Source organism: Achromobacter sp. Root83, from assembly GCF_001428845.1.
Lineage (GTDB): Bacteria > Pseudomonadota > Gammaproteobacteria > Burkholderiales > Burkholderiaceae_B > Achromobacter.
Genome location: NZ_LMIU01000027.1, coordinates 205,809 through 217,764 on the forward strand (window position 1 = coordinate 205,809; position 11,956 = coordinate 217,764).

Annotated in this window: 8 protein-coding genes; 6 read left to right on the forward strand and 2 right to left on the reverse strand. The window is 67.4% G+C overall.

Annotated elements, in window-relative coordinates; all coding sequences use genetic code 11:
- Positions 1-98: 98 nt before the first annotated feature.
- From uvrA to ASE30_RS27350, 3 genes are all read left to right on the forward strand, one after another.
- Positions 99-5,897 (forward strand): excinuclease ABC subunit UvrA, encoded by a 5,799-nt coding sequence (gene uvrA, locus ASE30_RS27340; RefSeq protein WP_057287413.1) that lies wholly within the window; start codon positions 99-101, stop codon positions 5,895-5,897.
- A 5-nt stretch (positions 5,898-5,902) separates the two neighbouring features.
- Entirely contained in the window at positions 5,903-7,039 is a 1,137-nt protein-coding gene (locus ASE30_RS27345; protein WP_057287414.1) for an aminodeoxychorismate synthase component I, read from the forward strand.
- A 67-nt stretch (positions 7,040-7,106) separates the two neighbouring features.
- On the forward strand, positions 7,107-7,739 hold the full coding sequence (locus ASE30_RS27350) for an aminotransferase class IV family protein (RefSeq protein WP_057287415.1): 633 nt from the start codon (positions 7,107-7,109) through the stop codon (positions 7,737-7,739).
- A 7-nt stretch (positions 7,740-7,746) separates the two neighbouring features.
- Here the strand turns inward: ASE30_RS27350 and ASE30_RS27355 are convergent, their stop codons facing one another.
- Positions 7,747-8,649 carry a LysR family transcriptional regulator gene (locus ASE30_RS27355; protein WP_057287416.1) on the reverse strand — a complete coding sequence of 301 codons (903 nt, stop codon included), beginning with the start codon at positions 8,647-8,649 and terminating at the stop codon, positions 7,747-7,749.
- Positions 8,650-8,860: 211 nt separating this feature from the next.
- On the opposite strand from ASE30_RS27355, the gene ASE30_RS27360 reads away from it, so the two are divergent.
- The 3 genes from ASE30_RS27360 to ASE30_RS27370 are packed head-to-tail and all read left to right on the forward strand — an operon-like array spanning position 8,861 to position 10,920.
- Entirely contained in the window at positions 8,861-10,120 is a 1,260-nt protein-coding gene (locus ASE30_RS27360) for an aromatic ring-hydroxylating dioxygenase subunit alpha (protein WP_057287417.1), read from the forward strand.
- 2 nt (positions 10,121-10,122) lie between these two features.
- The gene (locus ASE30_RS27365; RefSeq protein ID WP_057287418.1) at positions 10,123-10,593 is read left to right on the forward strand and encodes an aromatic-ring-hydroxylating dioxygenase subunit beta; all 471 of its coding nucleotides are present in this window, start codon (positions 10,123-10,125) and stop codon (positions 10,591-10,593) included.
- A 15-nt stretch (positions 10,594-10,608) separates the two neighbouring features.
- Positions 10,609-10,920: a non-heme iron oxygenase ferredoxin subunit gene (locus ASE30_RS27370; protein ID WP_057287419.1), complete on the forward strand. Its 312-nt coding sequence runs from the start codon at positions 10,609-10,611 to the stop codon at positions 10,918-10,920.
- Positions 10,921-10,936: 16 nt separating this feature from the next.
- Here ASE30_RS27370 and ASE30_RS27375 read toward each other — a convergent pair whose 3' ends face one another.
- The gene (locus ASE30_RS27375) at positions 10,937-11,776 is read right to left on the reverse strand and encodes a ThiF family adenylyltransferase (protein WP_057287420.1); all 840 of its coding nucleotides are present in this window, start codon (positions 11,774-11,776) and stop codon (positions 10,937-10,939) included.
- Between the last annotated feature and the right edge of the window lie 180 nt (positions 11,777-11,956).

Sequence of the window (11,956 nt, forward strand, 5' to 3'; positions counted from 1 at the left end):
GCCTCACAATATAGTCAATTATTCCATATCGACGCGCTCGGAACCAGCGATGGATCGCCGCGCCGGCATGCTTCCTCCCTCAGGCTACGATACCGTCCATGAGCTCCCAAATCCGCATCGTTGGCGCCCGCCAGAACAATCTCAAGAACCTGGACCTGACCATCGCCACCGGCGAACTGGTCGTCGTCACCGGGGTGTCCGGGTCCGGCAAAAGTTCGCTGGCCTTCGACACCCTGTACGCCGAGGGGCAGCGGCGCTATGTGGAAACCTTCTCGCCCTATGCGCGCCAGTTCCTGGACCGCATGGACAAGCCGCAGGTGGACCGCATCGAAGGCATCCTGCCGGCCATCGCCATCGACCAGACCAACCCGGTGCGCAGCTCGCGCAGCACGGTTGGCACGATGACCGAGCTGAACGACCACCTGAAACTGCTGTTCGCGCGCGGCGCGCGCCTGTATTGCCGCGGCTGCGGCAAGGTGGTGCGCCGCGACACGCCCGATTCCGTCTACCACTCGCTGGCCGAACGCGCCGCCGTGGCCGGCGATCCGCGCCTGGTGGTGACCTTCCCCATCGCCGTGCCCGCCAATTTCACCGAAGAGGAAGTGCGCGGCTTTCTGGAGCAGCAGGGCTACACCCGAGTGCATGCCGAGGAAACGGCCGCGCCCCGCGCCGCCGCCCCGGCAAGGGCCGCCCCGGCCAAGGGCCCCAAGAAGGGCAAGGCAGCGAAGGCCGCCACTGAAGCGCGCCGCATCCTGCACGTGATCCAGGACCGCTTCCGCTTCGCCGGCACCGAACGCGAACGCGTCATGGAAGCGCTGGACACGGCGCTGCGCATGGGCGCCGGCCACATCGCGGTCTACGTGATGGACGCCGAAGGCGGCAACGCGCACATCTGGAAATACAGCGACCGCCTGCACTGCGCCGACTGCGACATCGAATACACCGACCCGCTGCCCAGCAGCTTCTCGTTCAATTCGCCGCTGGGCGCGTGCGAGGCCTGCCGCGGTTTCGGCCGCGTGATCGGCATCGATTTCGGGCTGGTCATCCCCGACGAAAAAAAGACCCTGCTGGAAGGCGCCATCAAGCCGTGGACCACGCCGTCCTACAAGGAATGCCAGGACGAACTGCAAAAGTACGCGCCGCGCGCGGGCGTGCCGCTGGGCGTACCCTGGAAGGACATGAGCGATGCGCACAAGCACTGGGTGCTTTATGGCACGCCCGACTGGAAGGGCGGCAACGACGCCTGGAAGCACCAGTGGTACGGCGTGCAGCGCTTTTTCGACTGGCTGGAAACCAAGGCCTACAAGATGCACGTGCGCGTGCTGCTGTCCAAGTACCGCAGCTACACGCCCTGCCCCACCTGCAACGGCGCGCGCCTGAAGCCCGATGCGCTGCTCTGGCGCCTGGGCACAAAAGACGAGGCGGACACCGTGCTGCCGCCTGAAGACGGCCGCTACAAGCGCTTCATGCCCGCCAGCGCCACCTGGAGCCGTGAACAGCTCAATGGACTGGACGGCCTGTCGATCCACGACGTGATGCTGCTGCCCATCGAACGGGTGCGGCGGTTCTTCGACACGCTGTCGTTCTCCGGCGCGCTGGACGCCGCGACCGATCTGCTGATGACCGAGGTCCGGGCGCGGCTCAAGTTCCTGTGCGACGTGGGCCTGGGCTACCTGACGCTCGACCGCCAGAGCCGCACCCTGTCGGGCGGCGAAGTGCAGCGGATCAACCTGACCACCGCGCTGGGCACCTCGCTGGTGAACACGCTGTTCGTCCTGGACGAGCCGTCCATCGGCCTGCACCCGCGCGACATGCACCGCGTCGTGGAAGTCATGCACCGCTTGCGCAACGCCGGCAACACGCTGGTGGTGGTGGAGCACGATCCGCAGGTCATGGTGGCCGCCGACCGCATCATCGACATCGGCCCCGGCCCCGGCGAACGCGGCGGCCACATCGTCTTCGACGGTACGCCCGCGCAACTGCGCGCGGCCGACACGCTGACGGGCAACTACCTGGGCGCCCGCCTGCGCGTGGAAGCGCCGCGTCCGATGCCGGTGGCGGCCAACACGCCGCGCCTGCTGCTGGAAGGCGTCAACGCGCACAACCTGAAGAATGTGTCGATCGAGCTGCCGCTGGGCCGCCTGGTCTGCGTGACCGGCGTGTCCGGCTCGGGCAAGTCCACGCTGGTGCAGGACGTGCTGTTCCCCGCTCTGCTGAAGCAGAAGGGCAAGCCGTCGGAAACGCCGGGCGCCTTCGACCGCCTGCTGGGCGCCGAACAGATCGCCGACGTGGTCATGGTGGATCAGACGCCCATCGGCAAGACCGCCCGTTCCAACCCGGCCAGCTATGTGGGCGCGTTCGACGCCATCCGCAAGCTGTTCGCGCAGGCGCCGCTGGCGCGCGAACGCGCCTACACGGCGGGCACGTTCAGCTTCAACGGTGGCGACGGGCGCTGCCCGACCTGCGGTGGCACGGGTTTCGAACACGTGGAAATGCAGTTCCTGTCCGACGTCTACCTGCGCTGCCCGGATTGCGACGGCAAGCGTTTCCGCCCTGAAGTGCTGGAAGTGCGCGTCGAACACCTGGGCAAGAGCGCCTCCATCGACGAAGTCCTGGCCATGACGGTCAGCGAAGCCCTGGACTTCTTCAAGGGCCTGCGCGACGTGCAGACCGGCCTTGCGCCGCTGGCCGACGTGGGCCTGGAATACGTGCGGCTGGGCCAGCCCGTGCCGACGCTGTCGGGCGGCGAGGCGCAGCGGCTCAAGCTTGCCGGCCACCTGGCCGAAGCTGCGCGCAGCGGCATTTCCACCGCCAAGGTCGCCAAGAAGGGCAGCCTGTTCCTGTTCGACGAGCCCACCACCGGCCTGCACTTCGACGACGTCGCGCGGCTGATGCGGGCGTTCCGCAAGCTGCTGGCCGCGGGCCACACGCTGCTGGTCATCGAACACAATCTGGACGTGATCCGCGCGGCGGACTGGCTGATCGACCTGGGCCCGGAAGGCGGCGACGCCGGCGGTCTGGTGATCGGCGTGGGCACGCCGCAGGACCTCATGGACAATCCCAAATCGCACACGGGCGCGGCCCTGCGCGACTACGAAGTCAGCATCCTGCCCGCCGACGTGGTGACGGACGACGCCGACGTGGTGGTGACAAGCGACGCCGACGCGCAGGAGGTCGAGCAGGCCGGCCTGACCGCGCGCATCGCGGAACCCGGCGCCGCCTATGGCGCCGGCGTGGGCACGCCCCTGCAGTCCGTCGTGCGCGAGCGCCGCCACGGCAACATGGCCATCGAGATCCGCAACGCGCGCGAACACAATCTGAAGAACATCAGCGTGGAGATTCCCCACGACAAGTTCACCGTCATCACCGGCGTGTCGGGGTCGGGCAAGTCCACGCTGGCCTTCGACATCCTGTTCAACGAAGGCCAGCGCCGCTACCTGGAATCGCTGAACGCCTACGCGCGCGCCATCGTGCAGCCGGCCGGCAAGCCGGACGTGGACGCCATCTTCGGCATTCCGCCCACGGTGGCGATCGAACAGCGCACCAGCCGCGGCGGCCGCAAGTCCACCGTGGCCACGATGACGGAAATCCACCATTTCCTGCGCCTGCTCTACGTGAAGCTGGGCACGCAGTACTGCCCCGACTGCAACGTGGCGGTCGAACCCCAGAACACGGACCAGATCGTGGCGCGCCTGCTGCGCGACCACAAGGGTGAGCACATCGGCCTGCTGGCCCCGCTGGTCACCGCGCGCAAGGGCTACTACACGGACCTGGCCAAGTGGGCCGGTTCCAAGGGCCATACGCATCTGCGCGTGGACGGCGAGTTCATTCCCGTGGCCCCCTGGCCGCGCCTGGACCGCTACAAGGAACACACCATCGAACTGCCGGTCGCGGACGTGGTGGTGGATCCGGCCAACGAAGCCGACCTGCGCGCGGCGGTCAAGAGTGCGCTGGAAAACGGCCAGGGCGTGATGTCGGTGGTCTGGCCCGTGAACAAGCTGCACGAAGCGCTGAACAGCGAACTGCAGCAGCAGCATTTCTCGGTCAAGCGGGCCTGCCCGTCTTGCGGCACCAGCTTCCCCGAACCCGATCCGCGCCTGTTCTCGTACAACTCCAAGCATGGCTGGTGCACGGGCTGCTTCGGCACGGGCCTGCAGTTGCAGGGCTTCGACGAAGAGCAGACCGGCGAGGAAACCGCCTGGAACGCCTGGTACGAAGGCGAGGCCCGCGCCTGCACGCAATGCGACGGCCAGCGCCTGAACCGCGTCGCCCGCGCGGTGCGCTGGCGCGACAAGTCGATTGCCGAACTGGCGTCGCTGCCCGTATCCGACGCGCACACCTTCTTCACCGGACTGGTCGCGCGCGGCCGCGAAGGCGAGATCGCCCGCGACATCCTCGCGGAAATCCGCGGACGCCTCAACTTCATGCAGGAAGTCGGCCTGAACTACCTGGCGCTGGACCGCGCCGCGCCGACCCTGTCCGGCGGCGAAGCGCAGCGCATCCGGCTGGCCGCCCAGCTTGGCTCCAACCTGCAGGGCGTCTGCTATGTGCTGGACGAGCCCACCATCGGCCTGCATCCGCGCGACAACCGCATCCTGCTGGATGCGCTGGCGCGCCTTGAGAAGAACGGCAACACGCTGGTGGTGGTGGAACACGACGACGACACGATCCGCCGGGCCTCGCACGTCATCGACATCGGACCGGGCGCGGGCATCCGCGGCGGCCGCGTCGTGGCGCAGGGCACGGTCGAGGACCTGATGGAATCGCCGGAATCCGTCACCGGCCGCTACCTGAAGACCCCGCTCGCGCATCCGCTGCAAGGACGCCGCCCGGTTCAGGCCGACACGCCCATGATCGAAATCCGCGGGGCCCGCCTGCACAATCTGCGCAGCGTGGATGCCAAGATTCCCGTGGGCCGCCTGAGCGTCGTGACCGGCGTGTCCGGTTCCGGCAAATCCACCCTGGCGCGCGAAGTGCTGCTGGACAACCTGACCCAGGCCGTCTCGCAGGGCAAGGCGCCAGGCTGGGCGGGCTGCGAAAGCATCAAGGGCTGGGAAGCCATCGACCGCGTGCTGGAAGTGGACCAGACGCCCATCGGCAAGACGCCGCGTTCGTGCCCCGCCACCTATGTGGGCTTCTGGGACGACGTGCGCAAGCAGTTCGCCGACACCCGCGAAGCCCGCATGCGCGGCTGGACGGCGGCGCGCTTCTCGTTCAATACCGGCGACGGCCGCTGCCCCATCTGCGAAGGCCAGGGCATGCGCACCATCGAAATGAACTTCCTGCCCGACGTGAAGGTGCCCTGCGACGCCTGCAACGGCGCGCGCTTCAACAACGACACCCTGAGCGTGCAGATGCGCGGCAAGAACGCCGGCGAACTGCTGTCCATGGAAGTGGACGACGCCATCGGCTACTTCGCCGCCCATCCCAAGATCCATCGTCCGCTGCAACTGATGCAGGACGTGGGCCTGGGCTACCTGACCCTGGGCCAGCCTTCCCCCACCCTGTCGGGCGGCGAGGCGCAGCGCATCAAGCTGGTGACCGAGCTGTCCAAGGCCCGCCTGACCGACGGCCTGATCAAGACCGGCCGCGCCTCGCGCATCCCGCACACGCTGTACGTGCTGGATGAGCCGACGGTGGGCCTGTCGATGGCCGACGTCGAAAAGCTGATCCACGTGCTGCACCGCCTGGTCGAAGCGGGCAACACGGTCGTGGTGATCGAACACAACCTCGACGTCATCGCCGAAGCCGACTGGCTGCTGGATCTGGGCCCCGAAGGCGGCACGGGCGGCGGACAGCTCGTGGGCGAAGGCTCGCCGGAACACGTGATGACGCTGGCCGACCATTCCCACACGGGCCGGGTCCTGACGGAATTCCTGGCGCATCAACATCAGTAGCAAGCATGGATTGCCGTTTTGAAGACCGGTTGGCCGGACGCGCGCTGCGGATGGAAGGGTTTTGCGCCAGGATCGAGGCGCGCGCCGCCGCCGAGGTCGCCCCGGCCCTGGCCGCTATCGAAGCCGCACGGCGCCAGGGGCGGTGGGTCGCCCTGCTGCTGGACTACGAGCTGGGCGAATGGCTGCTGCCCGAGGCCGCCCGGCCCCCGCCCGCCGGCCCCTGCCCGCCCCCGCGCGAGGACGGCCGCGCCCGTCTCACCGCGCTGGTGTTCGAACGCAAGGTGGATGAAGCGCCCTGGGAAGCGCCGGACGCAGACGCGCCGCCCGCGGCCATCAGCCTGCCCGCGCCGCGCATGACCGAGGCCGCCTACGCGCGCCAGATCGACGCCATCCGCGCCATGATCCGCGACGGCGAGCTCTATCAGATCAATTTCACGCAGCCGCTGGACCTGCAATTCCAGGGCGATCCTGCCACGCTCTACCGGCGCATCGCCGCGCGCAACCCGGTCGCGCACGGCGCCTTCATCCAGGACGGCGAGCGCACGGTGCTGTCGTTTTCGCCCGAGCTCTTTGTCCGGCGCGACGGCAGCCGGCTGACGACCCGCCCCATGAAGGGCACCGCGCCGCGCGGCACGGATCCGGCCGAAGACGAACGCCTGGGCCGGGAACTGCTGGCCAGCGAGAAGAACCGTGCCGAAAACCTGATGATCGTGGACCTGCTGCGCAACGACCTGGGCCGCCTGGCCGAACCGGGCTCGGTCAAGGTGGACGCGCTGTTCTCGCTGGAGCGCTACCCCACCGTCTGGACCATGACGTCCACCGTGTCGGCCACGGCGCCGGCCGCCACGCTGGAGGACGTGCTGAGGGCGCTGTTCCCCTGCGGGTCCATCACGGGCGCCCCGAAAGTGGCCGCGATGCGCCGCATCCGCCAGATGGAGCCCGCCCCGCGCGGCCTGTACTGCGGCAGCGTGGGCTGGCTTGCGCCGGACGGGGACTTTTCGCTGAATGTCGCGATCCGCACGCTGGTGCTGGACCGGGCCGGTCACGGCGTCTACAGCGTCGGCGGCGGCATCGTGCATGACTCGGATCCCGCCGGGGAATGGCAGGAATGCCACTGGAAAGCCCGGATACTGCGCGCCTGACGGCGCAAACCCGGCTGGCGGTAGTAGCATAGATCGCGCCCCGCCCGCCATCCACCAGGAGAGTCCCATGCAGCCCGAATTGATCGAGACCATCCTGGTGGAAGCGTCGGGCAACGTGCCCTTGCTGGCCCGCCATCTCTATCGCCTGGAATCCTCTTGCAAGGCGCTGGGCTACGTCTGGGGCGGGCGCGCCGTTGAAGGCGACATCCTGGTCGCCGTCATGGCGCTGGGCACCCCGGGACCGCACCGCCTGCGCCTGCTGGTCGCGCGCGACGGCAGCCGCCAGATCCAGACCGCCGTCCTGCCGCCGCTGCCCGCGCACCAGGAAGTCATGCTGGCGCCCGAGGCGCTGCGCTCCTCGGAGCCGCTGCTGCGCTACAAGACCACGCACCGCCCCTGGTACACCAAGACGATCGAATGGCTGCCCGCGCATCCGCATATCTTCGATCTGATCTATCTGAACGAGCGCGGCGAACTCTGCGAAGGCAGCCGCAGCAACGTCTACCTGCGCATGGACGACATCTGGTACACCCCGCCGGTGGACAGCGGCTGCCTGCCCGGCGTGCAGCGCGCCCACCTGCTCGATGCCGGCAAGGCGAAGGAGCGCGTGCTGACCCTGGCCGACCTGCACGCCGCCGACGAAATCCGCTTGTCGAACGCCCTGCGGGGGTGGTTCACGGTGGTGTTCCGGGAAGCCTGAACCCGCCCTAGTCCGCGAACTGCTCGACCACCACCTGCCGCAGCCACTGGTTGGCGGGTTCACGGTGGTTGCGGGCGTGCCAGAACACATTGATGACCGATTCCGGAATCTTCACCGGACAAGGCGCGGTCGCCAGGCCGAAAGGCTTGCTGGCGCAATCGGCAAAGCGCCTTGGCACCACCGCGATCATGTCGGTGGCCTGCAGGACCGGTCCCACCGCCATGAAGTGCGGCACCGTCAGCCGCAGCCGGCGGCGGATGCCGGCGCGCTCGATCACCTCGTCCACCACCCCGTGGCCCGTGCCTTCCGACACGATGGCCACGTGCTCGGCCGCGCGGAACTGCCGCGCCGACACGCCGGACCGCGCCAGCGGATGGTCCTGGCGGAAGATGCACACATAGGGCTGGCGGAACAGCAGGCGCTGGAAGAATCCGCTTTTCAGTCCGGGCAGGAAACCCATGGCCAGATCCATGCGCCCGCGCTCCATTTCGTCCCTGACATCGATCGAGGTGGTGCGCACGGTGCGGATGGTCACGCCCGGCGCTGCCGCGTCCAGCGCCCGCATCAGCCTGGGCAAAAAATAGGTTTCGCCCACGTCGTTCACGCCAATCACGAAGGCGCGCTCGCTGTGGGCCGGGTCGAACGACACCCGCGCGTTCAAGGTGCCGTGCAGCGCGCCCAGCGCATCGGCAATGGGCTGGGCCAGCCCCTGGGCGTAGGGCGTCGGCACCATGCCGCGCGACGTGCGCAGGAACAGCTCGTCGCCCAGCAGCGTGCGCAGGCGGCCCAGCGCATTGCTCACGCCCGGTTGCGAGATGCCGAGGCTTTCGGCCGCCGCCGACACGCGCCCATGCTTGTGCAATTCATTGAAGACGACCAGCAGATTCAGGTCCACGTCTTTCAGGTCCATGCGCTTGTCTCCACCAATATTGATTCTGGTGATTCATGTCATCAAGCAGATTCTATTTATTTATTTTGCTGCGTGCCGGATGATCCGGCAAACGCCTGCGCCCATGTCGCGCAAGGCTCTGCCCGCCCGCCGCGCGGCCAGATGGAAAATGGAGACAAACCATGCGCACCTGTACGCATCGCCTCGGCACGCCCTGTAGGGACGGACGCCCATGAACGCGCCCGAACAGCCCATTCATATCGTCCCGCCCTGGCAGGGCGACGGCTCCCACCGCATTCCCTTTGGCGTCTATACCGATGCCGCGCTGCACCGGCGCGAACTGGAGCGTTTTTTCTATCAGGCGCATTGGAGCTATGTGGGCCTTGAAGCCGAGATCCCCAATCCGGGCGACTTCAAGCGCACCGCCGTGGGCGAACGCTCCGTCATCCTGCTGCGCGATCATGACGGCCAGGTGCGCGTGGTGGAAAACGTGTGCGCCCACCGCGGCGTGCAGTTCTGCCGCGAACGCGCCGGCAACCGCAGCGAATTCGTCTGCCCCTACCACCAGTGGAACTACGACCTGCAGGGCAACCTGATCGGCGTGCCCTTCCGCCGCGGCGTCAAACAGGACGGCAAGGTCAACGGCGGCATGCCGCCAGACTTCAAGCCGGAAGAGCACGGGCTGACCAAATTGGCGGTGGCCTGCCGCAACGGCGTGGTGTTCGCGTCTTTCGACCATGCCGTCGAACCGCTGGAAGACTACCTGGGCCCGGACATCCTGCATTACTTCGATCGCGTGTTCGACGGCCGCGAACTGGTGATCCATGGCTACAGCCGGCAGCGCATCCCCGGCAACTGGAAGCTGATGCAGGAGAACATCAAGGACCCCTACCACCCCGGCCTGTTGCATACCTGGTTCGTGACCTTCGGCCTGTGGCGCGCGGACAACCGGTCCGAACTGAAGATGGACCGCCATTTCCGCCACGCCGCCATGATCTCCACGCGCGGCCAGGGCGGCAAGAGCAACGTCACCAGCGGCGTATCCAGCTTCAAGGAGCAGATGTCGCTGAATGACGACCGCTTCCTGGACATCGTGCAGGAGCCCTGGTGGAACGGGCCCACCGCGGTGCTGATGACGCTGTTTCCCAGCGTCATCATCCAGCAGCAGGTGAACTCGCTGTCCACCCGCCACATCCAGCCGGTAGGGCATGACGCCTTCGACTTCGTCTGGACCCATTTCGGTTTTTCCGACGACAGTCCCGAGATGACGCGCCGCCGGCTGCGCCAGGCCAATCTGTTCGGCCCGGCGGGATTCGTGTCCGCCGACGACGGCGAGGTCATCGAGTTCTCGCAATCGGGATTCGAGCAGAAGCCGTGGCACCGCAGCGTGGCGGAACTGGGCGGCAAGACCGCCGAGAACACCGAACACATGGTCACGGAAACGCTGATACGCGGCATGTACGCCTACTGGCGCCGGGTGATGGAGGCCTGACGATGGACTTTGCCCTGTACTACCAACTGACCCGCCTGTACAGCGATTATGCCGCGGCGCTGGACGCCGAGGAGTGGGAGAAATGGCCCGGCTTCTTCCTGGAGGACTGCGTGTACAAGGTGCTGCCGCGCGAGAACCATGAGCGCGGCTACCCCTTGGCCACCATGGCCTTCGAAAGCCGCGGCATGCTGAAGGACCGCATCTACGGCGCCACCGACACGATCTTCCACGACCCCTACTACCAGCGCCACGTGGTGGGCGCGCCGCGCGTGCTGTCGGCGGAGGGCGGCCGCATCGAATCCGAAGCGAACTACGCCGTGTTCCGCACCAAGCCCAACCAGTTCACCACCGTCTACAACGTGGGCCGCTACCTGGATGTCATACGCCAGACGCCCGACGGCTTGAAATTCGAATCCCGGCTGTGCATCTTCGACAGCGAGCTGATCCCGAATTCGCTGATCTATCCCATCTGACAAGGAAGCGACGCAATGAGTGTGCAATGGATCAAGGCCATCGCGCGGACCGAGGTGCCGGAAGAAGACGTGATCGCGGTGCAGGCGGGCGGCCGCGAGATCGCGCTGTACGGGGTGGAGGGCGAGGTCTACGCCACCGACAATCTCTGTACGCACGGAAATGCCAGGCTGTGCGACGGTTTCCTGACGGGCCATGAGATCGAATGCCCGCTGCACCAGGGCCGCTTCGACGTGCGCGACGGCCGCGCCCTGTGCTCTCCCTTGCGGGAGAACGTGGCCACCTACCCCGTCCGCATCGAAGACGGCATGGTGTTCGTGGCGCTGTGATCCGCCCGCGCGGCCATCAGACCGCCAGGCGCAGCGCTTCGTTGGCGGCCGCCATCCCCATGGCGGCGGTCACCGTCACGACCGACCCGTAGCCGGCGCAGGACAGGCCCTGCGGCGCCAGATTCAAGCCCGACGCGCCCATGTCGTCTTCGCCTTCTTCGGGCCGGGTCCAGGCGTCTGGAAGGATGGCCGGCTGGTCGAACCACAGGGCGTGGATCCCCATCTTGGGCACGCGCTTGAGCGCCTTGCCGTTCTTGTCGGACGCCCGCGGAAAGCCGTGCTCGCGCCGCAGCTTGTTGCGCAGCTTGGATAGCAGCGCGTCGTTGACCGCGGCGGACAGATCGCCCGCGCGCAAAGCCAACGGATCCGTCTTGCCGCCCGCGCCGCCGCACAGCAGCATCGGAATGCCCGATGCCCGCGCATGCAGGATCATGGCGATCTTGGCCGCCGCCTGGTCGGTGCAGTCGATGATGACGGTGTAAGGGCCGGGCAGCACGTCGGCAACGTTCTCCGGCGACACGAAATCGTCGACCCGGGTCAGGCTGCATTCCGGATTGATGGCGAGGACCCGCTCGGCCATCGCATCCACCTTCGATTGCCCCAGCGTGGCCGTCAGCGCGTGGATCTGCCGGTTGACGTTGGATTCGGCGATGTGGTCCAGGTCGATGAGCGTCAACGCCCCGACTCCGCAGCGTGCCAGCGCTTCAACGGTCCAGGAGCCGACACCGCCCAGTCCGGCGACGGCCACGTGGGCATTGCGGATGCGGGCGGGGGCTTCGGGGCCGTACAGGCGTGACAGGGCGCCGAAGCGGCGGTCCAGGTCGGCGGGTTCAGGGAGATGTTCTGGGGAGTTCATGGGTGGGATTTTATTGCAGACGGCGGTTGGGTTCTTGAGGCGCCTGGCGCGGCGGCGGCGCGGGGGCGCGGGGCTACGATTGTGTGGTGGTCAAGTTTTAGTGGACACCTGCATAGGTAGTTTTGGCGCTTGGCTGCGTTCATACGCAGCCGGTGCCCGATAGCCCAGCTTGGAGTGCAG

Bases quoted from the DNA above. Each gene is read 5' to 3' on its own strand.
- ASE30_RS27370 (WP_057287419.1), top strand. From the start codon at position 10,609: ATGAGTGTGCAATGGATCAAGGCCATCGCGCGGACCGAGGTGCCGGAA.
- ASE30_RS27350 (WP_057287415.1), top strand. From the start codon at position 7,107: ATGCAGCCCGAATTGATCGAGACCATCCTGGTGGAAGCGTCGGGCAAC.
- ASE30_RS27355 (WP_057287416.1), bottom strand. From the start codon at position 8,649: ATGGACCTGAAAGACGTGGACCTGAATCTGCTGGTCGTCTTCAATGAA.
- ASE30_RS27365 (WP_057287418.1), top strand. From the start codon at position 10,123: ATGGACTTTGCCCTGTACTACCAACTGACCCGCCTGTACAGCGATTAT.
- ASE30_RS27360 (WP_057287417.1), top strand. From the start codon at position 8,861: ATGAACGCGCCCGAACAGCCCATTCATATCGTCCCGCCCTGGCAGGGC.
- uvrA (WP_057287413.1), top strand. From the start codon at position 99: ATGAGCTCCCAAATCCGCATCGTTGGCGCCCGCCAGAACAATCTCAAG.
- ASE30_RS27345 (WP_057287414.1), top strand. From the start codon at position 5,903: ATGGATTGCCGTTTTGAAGACCGGTTGGCCGGACGCGCGCTGCGGATG.
- ASE30_RS27375 (WP_057287420.1), bottom strand. From the start codon at position 11,776: ATGAACTCCCCAGAACATCTCCCTGAACCCGCCGACCTGGACCGCCGC.